Below are 18,965 nucleotides of genomic sequence, written 5' to 3'. Positions count from 1 at the left end.
GCAGCGAACGCCAGCGACCATGGCAGCGTAAGCCGCATCCGACGAAATGACCGCCAGGAGCCAATTACAGCCCGCTGACGGCCTTCACAAGACGTCGCCCACCCCTGCCAACCACCCGATGCACCGAAGCTGTTATGGCCCGATTTATTCTTTCTGGTCCGCATCCAGGTTCGCCGCGTCCACACCCGTGTCATCGAGCGATTCGGAATCGAACGAATCCGCATGCGCGCTGCCTGCCGGATCACCCTTACCCTTCGGCTTCGCCACGCGCGGACGACCCGACTTCTTCTTTTCCTCGACCTGGCTCGTGCCGAACAGGCGGCTGTGCTCGCCGTATTTCATCTTGAGGAACTGGTCGGCCTTGGTCATGTACCGAATGTTCTCGCGCAGTGCTTCACGCTTGGCGTCATCGTCCCAGTTGATCTCGCCCGTGCCGACGCCGTGACCGTACTTCTCGTGAAACGCCTTGTGGGCGTTCGAGTTCCAGTACTGGCCCGTGCCGTCCGTCACAACTTCGTTCCAGTATTCGCCGAGCCGCTGGGCGATGTACACGTCGCGGCACGAATCCGCCGTGTAGAAGATGAGCACGTGCAGGTGCAGACCGGACTCGTCGCCTTCCTCGAGCTTCCAGATATAGTCAACGATGCCGCGCAGCAGCTTGTTCGTACGGCAGTTGTTGAAGAACTTCTTGCGGTGCTTCTGGATCTCGTCGAAGGTCATCGCCGCACGGTGCTCTCGCTGGTAGCCGAAGTGCAGCATCAGCACGAGCTGGCGTGACTTGTTCTCGAACACCTTCTGCTCGATCGCCAGCCCCTTCGCCTCGTTACGCGCCGCATTGCGCTTACGCACACGCACGCGCTCCTTGAATGCTGAAGACGCAACGATCTCGCCCACCTTGGCGACCACCGCGTTGAAGAGCTCCGCATACGTCTTGCCCATGCTGAACTCGCGCGCACCCGGCTCACCGAAACGGAAGCCACACGACGACAAGCCCACGGCGTCGAGCGCTTCGACAACAGCCTGCACGTGCGGGCTATAGACACGACGCTCCGAGCGCGCGTAATTCCACAGGAACGGCTTGAGGGTCCAGTAGTACTTCATCGTCTGCGTGTTCGCCTTCGAGGTCACGCTCACCTTGCCGCGGGCATTCGTCTTGATGTCAAAGCCAACGCTATGCTTGTCGAACTCGATCTCACGCACCATCGCTTCCATCGCGATCAGGATCTGACGCAGCAGGCCAAATTCCGTACGCAGGCAGGTCTTCTCCTTGCCGTCGATCACGGTGCCTTCAGTGTTGGTCGTCCAGTCGATGTATTCATACGCCGTGCTGAAATCGTCTTCTTCGAAAGACATGGTCATCACCTGTCAAAGTTCTTACGCAGGAGCGCATCACAAGTGCTGCTTCCTGCTGTTGTGTTTGATTGATTCATGGCGAGAGCATCGAATGCTCGTCGCCTTCCTTTATTGCTTACAGCTTCTCTTCTCTCGTTTAGCTATCGATTGATCCCTCATCCTTTTCACGGAGTAGATGAATGATTAAGCGCTTGTATGGAACAGGAATCACTAGGCAATATAACCGTGGATAACAGGGAATGCATTGTTACCAATGAGCGATCTATTGTTGTCAGCTCTCAATGTCCTTATATCCACTTACCACCAATACCCTCTGCTCTAGCTCAATACCGATCCATTCTTCTATCTTCTTATATTCTTTATCTTCCTTATTTACTCTTTTTCTATTACATAAGCTCCATAAGTCCCGCAGTACAAGACTCAACCATTCACGCGATCTTCTAGATAAATAACCCGGTTCAAACCGGGAATTCTTCTTTGCCTGGCGATATACGTACCTGTGCCCGAGACAGGCGCTCGAAACGCAAGCTGCTGACGGCCAAAGCGTCGCGGGCCGTCAGCGTTCAGCAATCTGCCAGTTGCCCCCGAGGAGCAGGGGCGAAAACCGTCGTTGGTCGCAATTTGTGTCGTTCCGGAGACAACTTGTATCGATTCGACGCAGCTCGTATATCAACCGCCTCCCGCAATACCGCTTGCTCCACTGGGTTACACAACGTCGCAAAATCTTGACGAATCCATTTGGAACCACCATCGCACCCTTTCCGCGCATATCCTCCAACACGCACGGGAAATAACATCCAGATCCGGCCAAGAGACTCCCGACCGGGACTCGGAATCTTCACGTTATACGAACTGGAAATGCGGGGCAATCGCCTGAAAAAGGATGCGGAGAAATTGACGCTTTCCATTCTTAGCCAGGCAAATCCAATCGAATCCAAATTGATCTTTTTCGTTCTTTCGAGATTTGTATAAATACAACGACGCTCGGCGCGAGGAAGCAATGACGCGGACGGACAGGTTGCGCTGCGCGTAGAAGGCGCGATCGGCGAGCGCCGACAGGCAGAGAGGGAAAAGAGATGGAGCTACGGGAAGGTCTTCGACATGACGCATCGGCCCTACTGGGATCAGACGATGCGGGTCCGGCAGGAATCGAACCTGAGGGTGTTAGCAGTCCAACGAGCGGTCCCTCTTGTCTTCGTCATTTTTCTGCCTCCACACGGTGAACGAAAGCTGCTCTTTTTGCTCCATGAAGAGCAAAAGAAGCAGCTTTCTTATCCACGTGTGATTTGTGTTTTTTATTTGACGGTCGACGCTCACACGAACTCGAGGTCCGGGTGCTACCGGCGTAGCCTGCGCTTGGAGAAGATTGGAAGATGAACCTGGGCGTGCAAGGGCAACCAAAGCGGCTTGCTTTGGATAGAGGTGGGGGAAATGGCTTTCTGGCGGCGCCGTCACGCCGAGCCGCCAGGGAGTGAAAGGTGCGTGCCAGCCGGCAAGGTCACGCGCAGCATGAACCGGCTCAAGCCGGCGCCGTCCGGCCGACCACGACTTCTGGCGAAACTGACCGTTAGCGCTTCCAGCCGTCCCACCGCACCTCTATGTTGAGCCGAACCGTTGTAGTCGGCTTGCGAGTCACCGGGTTGTTCTTCTCATAGACAGTGACCACCTGTCGCTCGCGAAGCCAGTCCAATGCCAGCCGAAACCGCGGCACGTCAGTTTTCAGGTGAAACCGGGTGCAGTAGAGTCGCAACGTGTTTGCAGCGATTTCGATATTCTCGTAGCTCATGGTCGGCGCATCAGGCACCTTTCCGTCGGGGCTTTTCGCAGCGAGGCGCTCCTTCAGCTTTTGCAGAACGTGATCTGCCCATTCTGCGATCGCCATGTCCGGGTTGAATATCCGACTAAACTCGCTCAAATACCACTCACATACGTGTGTGGCGCGATTGACCGTGTCGTCGTCAATTTCAAGCTTGCCTGCGTCGCCATTGTCAGCGCCTTGATTCGTTTCGAAGAAATGAAACAGAGCCGCGAGTCTGGCCACATGCTCCGAGTACCGGTTGACGAACTCCCGCTCGTGCACATAGCGCCCGCCGTCGACGGTCTGCGCTTCCTTATCGTCGTGGTCCCTGTTCCACAACTGTTGCGCCGCTGGCGAGAAATAGAGAACTTTCCTGTTTTGGGCACGCATGCCGATATCCGCATGCCCCTGATCCAGTAGCTGCACCACCCGCCGGTTGAACCTTTCAATCCACACTGTGGAACGCGGGGCCGAACTATTGGCCTGCCGCTGTCCGTACGGAGTTTCAGGCCGCGAGATGAGCGTCCGAGGAATGAAGCCGATCCCTTTGGCCAGTTCACCCTTGCGCTGGACAAAACGGTCAAAGACAGTTGGTTGCACCATGAGGGACATGGTGAGCCTTGGATCACTGACCGAAAAGCTCTCGCGCGCGGTCCGCCCCACCACATCAATGCCCTGTCCATCCCAAAGCCGGTCGAGCCTCGCCATGTCGGACTCGCTACGCGCGTTCAGGATGTCCGCCGCCTCACTGGAAATCAGGCCCGCCGACGGCCAGTTTTCGCACAGACTACGTTCGAGCTCGCGTATCGAGATGCTTGAATACAGAGCTCGCCGAAGTCGCGGCTGGGGAATGTCCGGCTGCTGGCTTCGCAGGTCGCTCAGCATCCGCTCAACCTTGTGCAGTGCTTCCTCGGCATCGGCCGCCTTATCGGCCGGCGCGCTATGCACCTTACGTGTGAGGCTGGCATAAGTCCGCTCAAGGGCACTTTCCTTGGTGCGACGCGCCTTTAGCTCGTTTTCGTGCGCCGCCTTGTTCAGCCCGTGTTCCGATGCACGGTCGCGATCATAAGCCTCGATCACCGGCGTGACTGCTCTATCCGCCCGCGTCTTCCGGGCTCCTGAATCGGCGACAGCCAGCATGAAGAGCGAGCAGACCGACGCCTCCCCAAAGCCCCGATCCACCAGAATCAGATCCTGGCAGGCGACGGAAACGGCCGCCAGCGTTGCCTGAACGGCAAGCGGCACGGCAAGCCGGTCATTTTCGCAAATCTGGAGAACTGCGCCCCGGATCGTTTCGGGCAATGCCCTCCAGGGAAAGTCTCCAGGCGGCTCGTAGTCAGGAAAAGGCGGCTTTCTATCTTCAGTTGAGAACGTTGCCGGATAGACTGACATTGAAGCACCCGACGCAATGGCCGACATGAACTCTCCCGAGTCTCCGATCGTCCCAAAGCTATATGTCTCGCCAGTCTTGCCTCGCGATTTAAACTGATCTTCCCCACCCTTCATCAGCATTTCCTATCAGCTTCGACCCCACGCGCGGCATGCTCGCCATACCGCGAAAGTACCGGTGTAGCTCTCTCCAACAACGCAACAGATTTTACTTCGGACGGGTAGCGCCACGCGCCGCCACCCATGCCATCACCTTTTCTTCGTCCCACCCCACCGCGCCGCCATCGGCTCCAAGGGAGAAGGATTGGGGAAAGGTTGGGTCGTAGTACTTCGAGCGCTTGTTCATGCGGTTGTGGATTGAGCTGTGCTTCAAACCGGTAAGCTCTTCGACACGCGGCAATCGGGCGATCTTTCCCACTGTTGCTTTTGCGTTATCCGCCGAAACTGGCATTGTCGCGGCGCTATCAGAACCCGCCGGCTCGTTGTGAGCGTGCTTTTTGTCCCTACCGTTGTCTGTATCGACTCGCTGACTAGCGGACAACGTTTTTTTCCGCGCGGGAACAGCGATGCGCGATGAACCCTGCTTGCGCTCGTCCTCGTGCCCTATTGACGGACTGCGCGTCTCCGCGTCCGCAGTTGTATCCGCGCTGACGTAGGAAAAGCCACGGCGCTCGAGATACGCAATTGCCTGCTGCCGCGAAATGAAGCAGCCGCCCATCAAGACAGGAACCGGAACATGGTGGCCATTCAACGCTTCGATTCTGCCGCTCCTGAACTCGTCCTGAAGCGCCTGTTGATGCTCGGCCAGAGCCGCCGGCTGCGCTGCCTTGCGGCGTTCAACATACGCGGTCGTCACAAGAACAGGTTCCCATGCCGGACGCTCCTTCAGCTTAAACCAGGCGTCGAGAAACGCGGCCTGGTCTGCGTCCGAAATTGGATACTGCAGCGGCGGCAGGTTGGGCAGAATCTCTTGCAGTGCACGCCGGTCGTTATCGTCGATTCGATATGGCATCGCGAGCTCAACCATCTGGCGCGGCTGATCCGGTTCGAGCGGTAATTCGAGAGCGCTCATCTGACCGGCATCTGCCCGGCCTGGGAGCAGTTGATCGAGCGTGCGGCCGCCTTCTGACAACAGTACGGATTGAAACTCCACCGGGAACGGCCACTTCTCGTTTGGCGTGGGCGGAGCCATCGGAACGTGGTGCGTCACCATCTTGTTGACGATGCACTCGATGCCTTGATAGTGCCGCGCGCTTGCCGGATGGACAGCCTCGGCGATGGCCGTGCAAAGGCTCAAATACTCGATGAGTGGACCGGCTGGAAGTTCGACGCGGACGTGCATTTGGACCCCGTTGGATTGTTCTCGTAAGTTCTGCGAGTATAAGGGAGCGGGAAGCTCCAACACCCGCTCCGAGCGAAACTGGCCGCACACACGCACAGCAGGTTCGCCAACGAAACCCTGCCCTTCATCGCCTGGGCGATGGGCTAGGTCGGCAGCGGACAAGCCAATGCTTGTTGATGGGCCTGCTGATGGGCTGAAAAACAAAAAGCCCCGTAAGTCCTTGAACTTACGGGGCTTTCTCACCGCTTTTGGCGGAGACGGAGGGATTCGAACCCTCGATCCAGGTTTTGGCCCAGATGCTCCCTTAGCAGGGGAGTGCCTTCGACCTCTCGGCCACGTCTCCCAAACTTTCGCTCGCACCAGGGAGGCAGTGCGACGAGAACGAAATAATATAGGGTTTCGAACCGCTCGTCAATTTCCGTGATGCATTTTCTTCAATGCATCACGAAAAATTCACGATGCCTGGTCGAGTTCGAATGCCTTGTGCAGCGCGCGGACGGCCAGTTCCATGTATTTCTCGTCGATCAGCACCGAAATCTTGATTTCGGACGTCGAGATCATCTGGATGTTGATGCCCTCTTCCGACAGCGTGCGGAACATCTTGCTCGCGACGCCCACGTGCGAACGCATGCCGACGCCGACCACCGACACCTTCGACACCTTCGGATCGCCCTGCACCTGCTCGGCGTTCACGTGGCCCTTCACCTGGTTGGTGAGGATGTCCATCGCCTTCTGGTAGTCGCCGCGGCCGACCGTGAACGTGAAGTCGGTCTTGCCCTGGACGCTCTGGTTCTGGATGATCATGTCGACGTCGACGTTCGCATCCGCGACCGGGCCGAGGATCTGATACGCGATGCCCGGCTTGTCGGGCACGCCCATCACCGCAATGCGTGCTTCGTCGCGCTGGAACGCGATGCCGGAAATGACTGCCTTTTCCATGGTCTCGTCTTCTTCAAAAGTAATCAGGGTGCCCGAGCGCATTTCTTCGTCGAGCGTAATCAGCGGATCGGTCAGGCTCGACAGCACACGCGTCTTCACCTGGTATTTGCCGGCGAATTCGACCGAGCGGATCTGCAGGACCTTCGAGCCGAGGCTGGCCATTTCCAGCATTTCCTCGAACGTCACGCGATCGAGGCGTCGCGCCTCTTCGACGACGCGCGGGTCGGTCGTGTACACGCCGTCGACGTCCGTGTAAATCAGGCACTCTTCGGCACCCAGCGCAGCCGCGACCGCCACCGCCGACGTATCCGAGCCGCCACGGCCCAGCGTCGTGATGTGGCCGTCCGGATCGACGCCCTGGAAGCCCGTGATGATCACGACCTTGCCTGCATTCAGGTCGGCCTTCACGCGCTCGTCATCGATCGAGTGAATGCGCGCTTTCGTGAACGCGCTGTCCGTCTTGATCGGCACTTGCCAACCCGCGTAGCTCACGGCCTCGACGCCGATTTCCTGCAGCGCGATCGACAGCAGGCCGACGCTGACCTGCTCGCCGGTCGACGCGATCATGTCGAGCTCGCGCGGGCTCGGCTGGCTCGAAATCTCTTTCGCAAGACCGAGCAGACGGTTGGTTTCGCCGGACATCGCCGAAGGCACGACCACCATCTGGTGCCCGGCCTGATGCCATTTTGCGACGCGTTTCGCGACGTTCTTGATGCGCTCGACCGAGCCCATCGAAGTGCCGCCGTATTTGTGTACGATGAGTGCCATTGTCGTTCTGAACTGGAGGAGAAACCGCACGGGCGCGCTGGGCAGGCCGCGTAGCCGTTCGGTCACGCGGCTTGTGGCTGTGGACGGACGACGAGGGGGACGGCTGGGACGCAACACGCAAGCGTGACGGATTTTGCCCGGAAGGCCGATCAGGCCGCGCAAACCGGGTACGTCACGCGGAAAACCTGCACAAATCGCTCAAAAATCGAGCCGAGCAAACGACCGAGCGTACCCGATAGAGGCCCGCTTGACAAGCCGCTCGCCGCGTCCGGAGCCGTTCCGGCGCTGTTTACCAAATGGTGAAAATGCGCGCGCCATCGCGCCGCCGGAAGCCTGCCCGCCGTTACGCGATCAGCAGGTCGGGACGCCATTCGATCCGGCGCCAGGCGCCGTCGCCGGCCGCCTCGCTGCCGTACGCGCCGACATCGCGATTGACGCCGAGCCGCGGCACGTAGATCAGCCGCTCGCTCACGAACAAGAGCGGTACGTCGCGCTGCCAGGCCGGCACGCCGCGCTCCTGGAACAGGTTCTTCAGCGTGCGGCCCGGCCCGCCCGGCGACGTGCGCATCCGCTCGCCGCCCGCTCGGGCGCGCGCCACGAGCCGCGCGCCGCGCAGCAGCGCCTCCGGCACCGCATCGGGGCTTGCCGCGTCGGCCGGCGCGAACACGAACGTGCCGCGCCACCCCGGCAGGTGCCAGACCTCCTGCCCGTCCCACGCGAGCGATGCGTCCGGATGGGGCGTGCCGGTGCCGTCGTCGGCCGGCTCGCTGCTGTCGCCCGCTTCCCAGTAGACGACATCGCGATAAAGCCGCAAGCATTGCCCCGCGTGATCGACGCGCAATGCATGGGCATCGTGTGCGGCACGCAACTGCCGCATCATGTTGGCGAGCCGGGCGGCCGACGCGCCCGGCAAACCGAGCCGGCGCATCCAGAAGCGCAGCAGGTTCGCGCCACGCGTATCGTCGAACGCAACCAGTGCATCGCGTGACAGCGCCTGCCCGTCATCGCGCGCGGCAACGGCGAAGTCGAGTTCAGCCAGATCGTCGAGCAACCGCTGGGCGGCGGCCGCGTGCTGGGCCGCGCGGCCCAGCGCGTCGCGAAAGCCCGGAAAATGCACGGCCAGCGCCGGCAGCACGTCGATGCGCAGCGCATTGCGCGCGTAACGCGTGTCGTTGTTCGATTCGTCGTCGATCCATTCGAGCGCGCGCTGCGCCGCATAACGCTCGAGTTGCGCGCGCAGCAATCGCAGCAGCGGGCGCACGCGCTCGACGCTCACGCCGTCGGGGCGGTAACGCGGCGCCATCGCGGCAAGCCCCGCGATCCCCGCGCCGCGCAACAACTGCAGCAACACGGTCTCGGCCTGGTCGTCCGCATGCTGCGCGAGCCACAGCGCGGCCGCGCCGTGGCGTTCGCACATCTCGTCGAGCGCCGCATAGCGCCGCTCGCGCGCCGTCGCCTCGACACCGAGGCCGCTGTCGCGCGGCACGTCGACGCACATCGATTCGAATGCGACGCCGAGCCCGGCCGCGCTCGCCTCGGCATGCGCAACCCAGGCGTCGGCGTTCGCACTCAGCCCGTGATGCACGTGCAGTGCGACGCAGCGCGACGCGCCCGCGACGCGCACGGCCGCATCGAGCAACACCGTCGAGTCGAGGCCGCCGCTGTACGCGATCGCGATGCGCGCATCGGGCGGCATGCCGGAAAGCGCAACGCCGACCGCGTCGAGGACGACGCGGTCGGCGGAGAATTCGGTCGGTGGGATCACGAGAGGAACGCGCGCGCAGCGGCGCGCGTATTGAACACGCGGGCGGTCATGCGCCCGGCGTGGTTTCCTTGAACTTGCCGTAGGCCATCAGGCGCTCGAAGCGGCGCTCGCGCAGCGCATCGATGCTCATGCCCTGGAACTGGCGCAGCGAATCGGCGAGCGCGCGGCGCAGCAGCGCAGCCATGCCCTTCGGATCGCGATGTGCGCCGCCGAGCGGTTCGTTGATGATCTTGTCGATCAGTCCGAGCGCCTTCAGGCGGTGCGCGGTCAGGCCGAGCGCTTCCGCGGCTTCCGGCGCCTTCGCGGCGCTCTTCCACAGGATCGACGCGCAGCCTTCCGGCGAGATCACCGAGTAGGTCGAGAACTGCAGCATCATCACGGTGTCGGCCACGGCGATCGCGAGCGCGCCGCCCGATCCGCCCTCGCCGATCACCGTCGTGATGATCGGCGTCTTCAGCTCGGCCATCACGTACAGGTTGCGGCCGATCGCCTCCGACTGGCCGCGCTCTTCCGCGCCGATGCCCGGGTACGCGCCCGGCGTGTCGACGAACGTGAAGATCGGCAGCCCGAACTTCTCGGCGAGACGCATCAGGCGCTCGGCCTTGCGATAGCCTTCCGGACGCGGCATCCCGAAGTTGCGCGCGGCGCGCTCCTTCGTGTCACGGCCCTTCTGGTGACCGATCACCATGCACGGATGGCCGCCGAAGCGCGCGAGACCGCCGACGATCGACAGGTCGTCCGCGAATGCGCGGTCGCCATGCAGCTCGTGAAAATCGGTAAACAGTTCCGCGACGTAATCGAGCGTGTACGGGCGCTGCGGATGCCGCGCGATCTGCGAAACCTGCCACGGCGACAGGTTCGCGTAGAGGTCTTTCGTCAGTTGCTGGCTTTTCTTCGACAGCCGCTCGATTTCTTCCGAAATGTCGACAGCCGAGTCGTCCTGCACGAATCGCAGCTCTTCGATCTTGGCCTCGAGTTCGGCGATCGGCTGTTCGAAATCCAGAAACGTGGTCTTCATGTGTTCGAATCCTTGGGTCTTGCGGCAGCGCGTATTCTACCCGCGCGGGCGACGCTCAAAACCGGCTCTCAACTATTGATGTTTAAAACCCGATAGCCGCCGCTCAGGCGTCGGCATCGGGCGCATCGAGGCTGCGCCACATGTACCAGGTCGCGACGGTGCGCCACGGTTCCCAGTTGGCCGCGACTTCACGCGCCTCGCTGCGCGTGACGGGTTCCCCGCTGAAGTAATTGACGCTGATCGCGCGGATCAGGCCCGGGTCGTCGAGCGGCAGGACATCCGGCCGCGACAGGTTGAAGATCAGGAACATCTCGGCTGTCCAGCGGCTGATGCCGCGGATCTGCGTGAGTTCCGCGATCACGTCCTCGTCGTCCATCGACGTCCATTTGTCGACGTGCAGCGCGCCCGACACGAAATGCTGCGCGAGATCAAGGATGTATTCCGTCTTGCGCTTCGACAGCCCGCACGCGATCAGCTTGTCCGCGCCGAGCCGGATCACCGGTTGCGGCGCGAGTTTCGGACAGGCATCCCCGATGCGCGCCCACAGCGACTGCGCCGACGGCACCGAAATCTGCTGGCCGACGACCGAGCGCGCAAGCGTGACGAACGGGTCGCCGCGCTTCACGAGATGCGCGGGACCGAACTTCGGAATCAGTTTCTTCAGGATCCGGTCGCGCTTGACGAGGTCGGCGCATGCCTTGTCCCAGTAAGCAGGACGCACGACCACCTCCTCGCCGTCCGCTTCGGACGCACGGGCCTTGCGGGCCGCATCGGCGGCCGGCTGCGCGGCCGCGGGCTGCGCATGACCGTTGAGCGCGCCGTTCGGCACGGCGCGCGTCGCGTCCGTCTTCACCGGCGGCACGCGCTTGGCTGCCGGACGCGCGGCGACCGGGGTCGCGCGCCTGACCGGCGCTTTTCTGGCCGTTGCCATCTTGCCTCCTACCTGACGGATCGGTCAGTGGAACGCACCGCGCTCATACGCGACGCCATTCGGTCGATCCGCCCGGTTTGTCTTCAAGTGCGATACCGGTCTCGAGCAGTTCCGCCCGGATCCGGTCCGCTTCGGCATAGTCCTTCGCTTGCTTCGCCGCGACGCGCGCGGCGATCTTCGCTTCGATCTCGTCGGCGGCGAGCCCGCCCGCCTGCGCGGCACCCGACGCCTGCTGCAGGAACGCGCGCGGTTCGCGGCCCAGCAGGCCGAGCAGCCCCGCCAGCTGTTTCAGTTGCCGCGCGAGCGATGCGTCGCGCGTGCGATTCACCTCGCCCGCCAGCTCGAACAACGTCGCCACTGCAACCGGCGTGTTGAAGTCGTCGTTCATCGCGGCCGCGAAACGCTGCGCGTGCGGCTCGTTCCAGTCGAGCGCCAGCGTGTCGGCCTCGACGTCCTTCAGCGCGGTGTAGAGGCGCGTGAGCGACGCGCGCGCATCGTCGAGATGCACGTCGCTGTAATTGAGAGGCGAACGGTAGTGCGTGCGCACGATGAAGAAGCGCATGACTTCCGCGTCGTAGCGCTCGAGCACTTCGCGGATCGTGAAGAAGTTGCCGAGCGATTTCGACATCTTCTCGTTGTCGACCTGCACGAAGCCGTTGTGCATCCAGTAATTGACGAACGTCTGGCCGGTCGCGCCTTCGCTCTGCGCGATCTCGTTCTCGTGGTGCGGGAATTGCAGGTCCTGCCCGCCGCCATGGATGTCGAAATGTTCGCCGAGCAGCGTGCAGCCCATCGCCGAGCACTCGATGTGCCAGCCCGGGCGACCCATCCCGTACTTCGACGCCCACGACGCGCCTTCCGGATCTTCCGGCTTCGCCCGCTTCCACAGCACGAAGTCGAGCGGATCTTCCTTCGCGTCGTTCGCGGCGACGCGCTCGCCCGCGCGGAGATCGTCGAGCGACTTGCCCGACAGCTTTCCGTAGTTCGCGAACTTGCGCACCGAGTAGTTGACGTCGCCGTCGGTCGCCTGATACGCGTAACCGTTCGTCTCGAGCGTCTCGATCATGCCGAGCATCTGCGGAATGAACGCCGTCGCACGCGGCTCGATGTCGGGCCGCTGGATGCCGAGCGCGCTTTCGTCGTCGTGCATCGCGCCGATGAACCGGTCGGTCAGCGACTTGATCGTCTCGCCGTTCTCGACCGCGCGGCGGATGATCTTGTCGTCGATGTCGGTGATGTTGCGCACATACGTGACCCGGTAACCGATCGCACGCAACCAGCGCTGGACGAGGTCGAACACGACCAGCATGCGCGCGTGGCCCACGTGACAATAGTCGTATACGGTGATTCCGCATACGTACATCCGCACCTCGCCGGGCTGGCGCGGCACGAAAACTTGCTTGTCACGCGCGAGCGTGTTGTAGATGCGCAGTGATTCCATAGAGATGAACCGTGAGCCGAAGGAAACCGCCCTGGCGAAGCTCGCCCAGCGTGTGAAACGGACGGACCATCTGCTGCGGCACCGGGCCGAGCGTCCTCGTATCACACGGGGCGGTCAGGCTGCAAGCACAGCGGTGACGGCCACGAGAGGCTAAGAAAGACTGTCTGCCGCTCGCCGGAACGCGCAGACGTTTTGTTAGAATGGCTCGGAGTATAACATTCCGATTTACGCCTATGAAACCTCATCGCGGCCGCGCGCAGAGCGCTGCGACCCTCGTTGCGACCACCGTCATGGGCGTCGCGCTGACGCTTTTCGCGGCCCCGGCGGCGCATGCGCAGAAGGCCCCGGCCACCGCCGACGGCACGCCCGAAATCGACGCGTCGATCGCCGGCAAGCAGTGGAAGCAGGCGCTCGCGCAGCTCGACGCGCGCATCGCTTCGAACCCGCACGACCTGCAGGCACAGTTCAAGCGCGGCACCGTGCTGGCCCGCCTGAACCGCGACGACGACGCGATCCAGCAGTTCGTCGCGATCACGCAGGCGTACCCCGAACTGCCCGAGCCGTACAACAACCTTGCGGCGCTTTACGCGAAGCATGGCCGATACGACGAAGCGCGCACCGCGCTCGTCACGGCAACGCAAGCGAACCCGAGCTACTCGCTCGCATACGAAAACCTCGGCGATCTTTATCTGCGCCTCGCGGCCGAGTCGTACAAGCGCGCGCAATCGCTCGGCCGCACGAGCGGCGCGACCGCGCAGCGCCTCGCCGATCTCCAGAAGATCGTGTCGCCGCCGAAGGCCGCGCCGAACGCCCGCGCAGCCTCACCGGCCACGCGCGACTACTCCGACCGCGCCGCCGCGAACGTGAGCACCACCACGCTGCCGATGTCGCCGACGTTCCAGTTCAGCGGTCCGTCGGGCGCACTGGCGGCGCCGTACGTCGCGCCGTCGCAATAAGCGGCGCGGCCTTCTTTCCCTCCCAACCTGAGGATCGCAATGAAACGTCTGTTGCTGGCGCTTGGCGGCGCCGCCCTTCTCGCGACCGCGACCGCACCTGCGTTCGCGCAATCGGCTACCGCGCACCCCGTCGTGCAGCTGAAGACCTCGCAGGGCGACATCCGCGTCGAGCTCTACCCGGAGAAGGCGCCGAAATCGGTCGCCAACTTCCTCGATTACGTGAAGGCCGGCCAGTACAACGGCACGATCTTCCATCGCGTGATCAAGGGCTTCATGATCCAGGGCGGCGGCTACAAGACCAACTTCGAGGAGAAGCCGACCCGCGCGCCGATCCCGCTGGAAAGCCGCAATGGTCTGAAGAACCTGACGGGCACGATCGCGATGGCGCGCACGAGCGATCCGAACTCGGCCACCGCGCAGTTCTTCATCAACACGGTCGACAACAGCGGCCTCGACTACCCGAACCCGGACGGCAACGGTTATGCGGTGTTCGGCAAGGTCGTGTCGGGTCTCGACGTCGTGAAGAAGATCGAAGGCGTCGCGACGACCTCGCGCGGCCCGATGCAGGACGTGCCCGCACAACCGATCGTGATCGAATCGGCGAGCGTCGTCTCGAAGTAAGAACCTGCCGGCACGTCCGGCGCCTCACGCGGCCGCGTCGCACGACCGGCCGCGTGCCATTTAAACCGCCTCACCGAAGGAATTCATCATGGTTGAACTGCATACGAACCACGGCGTGATCAAGCTCGAGCTCGACGCCGCGAAGGCACCGAAGACGGTCGAAAACTTCCTGAACTACGTGAAGAAGGGCCACTACGACGGCACCGTGTTCCATCGCGTGATCAACGGCTTCATGATCCAGGGCGGCGGCTTCGAGCCGGGCCTGAAGCAGAAGCCGACCGATGCGCCGATCGACAACGAAGCGAACAACGGCCTGAAGAACGACAACTACACGATCGCGATGGCGCGCACGAACGATCCGCACTCGGCGACCGCCCAGTTCTTCATCAACGTGAACGACAACGACTTCCTGAACCACTCGTCGCCGACGCCGCAAGGCTGGGGCTACGCCGTGTTCGGCAAGGTTGTCGAAGGCCAGGACGTGGTCGACAAGATCAAGGGCGTCAAGACGGGCAACGCCGGTTTCCATCAGGACGTGCCGGCCGACGACGTCGTGATCGAAAAGGCCGTCGTGGTCTGACGCACAGCACGTAACGGAGGCACTTCGATGTTGCAGGAGAGTCCGCCGCGAAGCGTCTCCGCGGGCGTGCCGGGCGAGCGCGAATACGCGCAAGCCGCACGCCCGTTCCTGTTTCTCTCCGATCTGCACCTGAGCGAAGCGATTCCGAAGACGGTCGCCGCGTTCGAGCATTTCGTGAAATACACCGCCGACAGCGCCGACTCGGTGTTCATCCTCGGTGATCTGTTCGAATACTGGATCGGCGACGACATCCTCGACGACGATCCGTTCGCGGCCCGCATGGCCGCGCTGATGCACACGTTCTCGGAACGCGGAATTGCGCTCTACGTGATGCACGGCAACCGCGATTTCCTGCTCGGCCGTCGCTTCATGAAGGCAGCCGGTGCGATGCTGCTGCCCGACCCGTCGCTGATCATGGCGTTCGGCCAGCGCATCGTGCTCGCGCACGGCGACGCGCAATGCACGGCCGATCGCGGCTACCAGCTGTTCCGCCGCTTCGCACGCAACCGCGTCGCGCAATGGCTGTTTCTCGCGTGGCCGTTCCGCTGGCGCCGCGCGCTCGCGCAGCGCATGCGCTCAAACAGCGAAGCGGGCCGGATCCGCCCTGCTTCGGCGATTTACGATGTCACGCGTGAAGGGGTAGCCGCCCTGTTCCGGAAAAGCCGCGCGAGCGTGATCATTCACGGCCACACGCACCGCCCCGCGCGCCACAGCGAGCCGGGCGGCATTCGCTGGGTGTTGCCCGACTGGGATCTCGACCACGGCAAGCCGCGCGGCGGTTACCTGCGTGTCGACGCGGAAGGTATCCACGCGATGCCGCTCGACTGACGCGGCCGCCGCCGTCGAACCGACCTGTTGCGACCGTCAGCGACCCGCATCGATCACATTACGCCTGGCGCTCGACCGTCTTGCCTTCCAGCACCGCCGACAGCCGGCGCAGATCGAGGCGCGCTGCGTCGGCGCCCTGCAGCGTTTCCAGATGCGTGCCGAGCCGCTCGAGCGCCGCGACGATCTCGTCGACACGGCGGCTTTCCTTCGCAGCGTGATCGATCAACCCGTGAATGGCGAGCGACATCGGATCGTCGGCATTCGGCGTGATCCCGTACGCGGAGAACGCCGCGCGTTCGGGCTGCGGCTTCGGCTGTGCCGGCATCACGACGCGCGCCGGATTGCCGACTGCCGTGCCGCCTGCCGGCACCGGCTTCACGACGACCGCGTTCGAACCGATCTTCGCGCCCGCACCGACCGTGAAACCGCCGAGCACCTTCGCACCCGCGCCGACGATCACGCCGGCCTCGAGCGTCGGGTGGCGCTTCGCGCCGCGCGTGAGCGACGTGCCGCCCAGCGTCACGCCCTGATAGATCGTGCAGTCGTCGCCGATGATCGCCGTCTCGCCGATCACGACACCCATGCCGTGATCGATGAACACGCGCCGGCCGATCGTCGCGCCCGGGTGGATTTCAATGCCGGTCAGGAACCGGCCGGCCTGTGACGCGAAACGCGCGAGCCAGTAGCGCTTCGCGCGCCAGCATGCGTGCGCGAAACGATGCAGTACGAGCGCATGCAGCCCCGGATAACAGGTCAGCACTTCCCATGCACTGCGAGCGGCGGGATCCCGCTCGCGAATCGTTGCAACGTCTTCGCGCAGTCTCGTGAACATGATGTGGTCTGGGAAAAGGCCGGCGCGCATCGCCGGCAATGACCGGCCGTTATCGCGCCGGGTAATTTAGTTATGACGTTCGGCGATTGTAGGGCGAGTCGCGCACGGCCGCACGAGCCCGCGCGTTCACCCCGCCGACGGCGCGGGTATTCGGCCGGAACGCTTGCTGGCGTTGAGTTTGCGGGATGGCCGAACAGGCCGGACGATTCGGCCCGGCGCTTCCGGCGGCCGACGCAGCACCTGCCCGACAGGGAAACGGCCCCGCGCGCCGAGCCGTCCAGCGGCCCCTGCACTGCGCACCGGCCGCTTACGCGTCGCCGCCCGGTTTGCCCGATTTCAGCAGGACGTGCTTCGCGATACCGCGCAGGATATTGACCTCCTCACGCTCGAGGCCCGTGCGCGCGAACAGGCGCCGCAGCCGCGGCATCAGCTTCTTCGGGTTGCGCGGATCGAGGAAATCGAGTGCGATCAGCGCGTTCTCGAGGTGCACGTACATCCGCTCGATCTCGTCGCTCTGCGCGAGCGTGCCGGCTTCGGCCGGCGCTTGCGCCGACGGCTCGCTCGCCTGCTCGAGAAACGCGACGCGCAACTCGTACGCGAGCACCTGCACGGCCTGTGCGAGATTCAGCGAACTGTAGGCCGGGTTCGCCGGGATGTGCGCGAGCGCGCTGCACTGCTCGACGTGCTCGTTCGCGAGGCCCGTGCGCTCGTTGCCGAACACGAGCGCGATGTCGCCCGTGCCGACCTGTGCGCACGCCTGCGTGGCGGCCGCGCGCGGCGCGAGACGCGGCGGCCCGTATTCGCGCGTACGCGCGGTCAATGCGATCGACCAGTGCACGCCGGACAGCGCGTCGCCAAGCGTCGGCACGACATGCGCGGAGGCGAGGACGTCGTCCGCGCCGCTGGCCATCGCGATCGCCTCGGGATCGCTCTGCACGTGCGGCACACGCGGCGCGACCAGCACCAGACGCGAGAAACCCATCGTCTTCAGCGCGCGGGCGGCCGCCCCGACGTTGCCGGGATGGCTCGGCTCGACGAGCACGAAACGGGTGGACGTGAAGCCGCCGGACGGCGGCCGGGACGAGGCCGCGCCCGGCTCGGACGGCGCGGCGGTGATCTGCGGGGTTTCCACTACGATACGACTCGGTTCATCAGAATGGCAGTATGGTATCGCCATCGCCGCGGCAAACCCACTCGTCCGGACGGATAGTGGGGGTTTCCCCGTATTCCGGTCGCCTGAAACCGCCAAAAATCGGGTAAAATCATGCCTTTACGCGTCGCGCTCCGTGCGGCGCGGGTCGTACCCCGTTCTTTGTCAATTCGCGTCTCACCTCGCCTGCCACGCTTGCGCCGTGCCGGGCGGTTGTTCCACTTCGTGGCGGCCCGTGCCGCCGGCTACAGGATCCAGGCTCATGCATCCCATGCTCAACATTGCTGTCAAGGCTGCGCGCCGCGCCGGACAGATCATCAACCGCGCGTCCCTCGATCTCGACCTGATCGAGATCCGCAAGAAGCAGCAGAACGACTTCGTCACCGAAGTGGACAAGGCCGCCGAAGACGCGATCATCGAGACGCTGAAGACCGCCTATCCGGACCACGCGATCCTCGCCGAGGAATCGGGCGAATCGGAGAACGAGTCCGAATTCAAGTGGATCATCGATCCGCTCGACGGCACGACCAACTTCATCCACGGCTTCCCCTACTACTGCGTGTCGATTGCGCTCGAGCACAAGGGCGTCGTCACGCAGGCCGTCGTCTACGACCCGAACAAGAACGACCTGTTCACGGCCACGCGCGGCCGCGGTGCGTACCTGAACGACCGCCGCATCCGCGTCGGCCGCCGCGACCGCCTGTCGGACGCACTGGTCGGCACGGGCTTCCCGTTCCGCGAAAAGGACGGCCTCGATGCATACGCGCGCCTCTTCACCGAAATGACGCAAGCCTGCACCGGCCTGCGTCGTCCGGGCGCAGCAGCACTCGATCTCGCGAACGTCGCGGCCGGCCGCCTCGACGCGTTCTTCGAGCAAGGTATCAACGTGTGGGACATGGCAGCGGGCAGCCTGCTGATCACCGAGGCCGGCGGCCTCGTCGGCAACTACACCGGCGACGCCGATTTCCTGCATCGCCATGAAATCGTCGCGGCGAACCCGAAGATCTACGCGCAGATGATCCCGATCCTGAACCGTTACACCCGCGTGCATCCGGCGGCGGAGTAAGCCCCGGCCGCGCCCGTGCGGCGAGGCTTTCGCGCACACCGCTCGCGGGCATCGTCACGACGGCGCACCGTTCGCCTCCCGGTTGCCGGGAGGCGGGAACATCGTCCCGCACAAGGGTCGCTTCGTGCGCCTATCCTGAAGTTGCTTGAGTTTGTCGGGGCCGGTCAGCGTACTGCCGCCCACACCGC

At 63.4% G+C, this 18,965-nt stretch carries 16 protein-coding genes and 1 tRNA gene; 5 read left to right on the top strand and 12 right to left on the bottom strand.

Annotated features, from left to right (window positions below; translation table 11 throughout):
* Positions 1-144: 144 nt before the first annotated feature.
* From DPV79_RS21290 to cysS, 10 genes are all read right to left on the bottom strand, one after another.
* Complete coding sequence (locus tag DPV79_RS21290) at positions 145-1,353, bottom strand: inovirus-type Gp2 protein (protein WP_165843541.1); 1,209 nt, start codon at positions 1,351-1,353, stop codon at positions 145-147.
* Positions 1,354-2,196: 843 nt separating this feature from the next.
* Entirely contained in the window at positions 2,197-2,463 is a 267-nt protein-coding gene (locus DPV79_RS42175) for a hypothetical protein (protein WP_133295691.1), read from the bottom strand.
* A gap of 457 nt (positions 2,464-2,920) precedes the next feature.
* A complete protein-coding gene (locus DPV79_RS21285; protein WP_165843540.1) occupies positions 2,921-4,570 on the bottom strand; it encodes a YfjI family protein in 1,650 nt (549 codons plus the stop codon).
* A gap of 178 nt (positions 4,571-4,748) precedes the next feature.
* Positions 4,749-5,882, bottom strand: coding sequence for an AlpA family phage regulatory protein (locus DPV79_RS43085; RefSeq protein WP_208866738.1), 1,134 nt, complete (start codon positions 5,880-5,882; stop codon positions 4,749-4,751).
* 249 nt (positions 5,883-6,131) lie between these two features.
* Positions 6,132-6,225 (bottom strand) — tRNA-Ser (locus DPV79_RS21275).
* Positions 6,226-6,335: 110 nt separating this feature from the next.
* On the bottom strand, positions 6,336-7,589 hold the full coding sequence (locus DPV79_RS21270; RefSeq protein WP_113046388.1) for an aspartate kinase: 1,254 nt from the start codon (positions 7,587-7,589) through the stop codon (positions 6,336-6,338).
* 343 nt (positions 7,590-7,932) lie between these two features.
* Positions 7,933-9,354, bottom strand: a complete 1,422-nt coding sequence (gene tilS, locus DPV79_RS21265) for a tRNA lysidine(34) synthetase TilS (RefSeq protein WP_113046387.1) — start codon at positions 9,352-9,354, stop codon at positions 7,933-7,935.
* Between the two features lie 46 nt (positions 9,355-9,400).
* Positions 9,401-10,372 carry an acetyl-CoA carboxylase carboxyltransferase subunit alpha gene (locus DPV79_RS21260; RefSeq protein ID WP_006478433.1) on the bottom strand — a complete coding sequence of 324 codons (972 nt, stop codon included), beginning with the start codon at positions 10,370-10,372 and terminating at the stop codon, positions 9,401-9,403.
* A gap of 103 nt (positions 10,373-10,475) precedes the next feature.
* Positions 10,476-11,303: a DNA-3-methyladenine glycosylase family protein gene (locus tag DPV79_RS21255; protein WP_059493276.1), complete on the bottom strand. Its 828-nt coding sequence runs from the start codon at positions 11,301-11,303 to the stop codon at positions 10,476-10,478.
* Positions 11,304-11,346: 43 nt separating this feature from the next.
* Positions 11,347-12,744, bottom strand: a complete 1,398-nt coding sequence (cysS, locus tag DPV79_RS21250; RefSeq protein ID WP_059493278.1) for a cysteine--tRNA ligase — start codon at positions 12,742-12,744, stop codon at positions 11,347-11,349.
* 233 nt (positions 12,745-12,977) lie between these two features.
* Here cysS and DPV79_RS21240 point away from each other — a divergent pair, with 233 nt between their 5' ends.
* The 4 genes from DPV79_RS21240 to DPV79_RS21225 all read left to right on the top strand — a co-directional run bounded on the left by DPV79_RS21240 (position 12,978) and on the right by DPV79_RS21225 (position 15,729).
* Entirely contained in the window at positions 12,978-13,700 is a 723-nt protein-coding gene (locus DPV79_RS21240) for a tetratricopeptide repeat protein (RefSeq protein ID WP_060060498.1), read from the top strand.
* 39 nt (positions 13,701-13,739) lie between these two features.
* A complete protein-coding gene (locus DPV79_RS21235) occupies positions 13,740-14,321 on the top strand; it encodes a peptidylprolyl isomerase (RefSeq protein WP_021162660.1) in 582 nt (193 codons plus the stop codon).
* An 88-nt stretch (positions 14,322-14,409) separates the two neighbouring features.
* Entirely contained in the window at positions 14,410-14,901 is a 492-nt protein-coding gene (locus DPV79_RS21230) for a peptidylprolyl isomerase (RefSeq protein ID WP_006751616.1), read from the top strand.
* Between the two features lie 27 nt (positions 14,902-14,928).
* Entirely contained in the window at positions 14,929-15,729 is an 801-nt protein-coding gene (locus tag DPV79_RS21225; protein ID WP_021162661.1) for a UDP-2,3-diacylglucosamine diphosphatase, read from the top strand.
* A gap of 58 nt (positions 15,730-15,787) precedes the next feature.
* Here the strand turns inward: DPV79_RS21225 and cysE are convergent, their stop codons facing one another.
* Entirely contained in the window at positions 15,788-16,561 is a 774-nt protein-coding gene (cysE, locus tag DPV79_RS21220; RefSeq protein WP_048020851.1) for a serine O-acetyltransferase, read from the bottom strand.
* A 307-nt stretch (positions 16,562-16,868) separates the two neighbouring features.
* Complete coding sequence (locus tag DPV79_RS21215; protein WP_059589643.1) at positions 16,869-17,693, bottom strand: RNA methyltransferase; 825 nt, start codon at positions 17,691-17,693, stop codon at positions 16,869-16,871.
* A 280-nt stretch (positions 17,694-17,973) separates the two neighbouring features.
* Here DPV79_RS21215 and DPV79_RS21210 point away from each other — a divergent pair, with 280 nt between their 5' ends.
* The gene (locus tag DPV79_RS21210; protein WP_021162664.1) at positions 17,974-18,777 is read left to right on the top strand and encodes an inositol monophosphatase family protein; all 804 of its coding nucleotides are present in this window, start codon (positions 17,974-17,976) and stop codon (positions 18,775-18,777) included.
* Positions 18,778-18,965 lie beyond the last annotated feature (188 nt).

Source organism: Burkholderia reimsis, assembly GCF_003294055.1.
In the GTDB taxonomy this organism is placed as follows: Bacteria; Pseudomonadota; Gammaproteobacteria; order Burkholderiales; family Burkholderiaceae; genus Burkholderia; species Burkholderia cepacia.
Note: the sequence above shows the minus strand (reverse complement) of the source record. Positions and strands in the feature narration are given on the sequence as shown.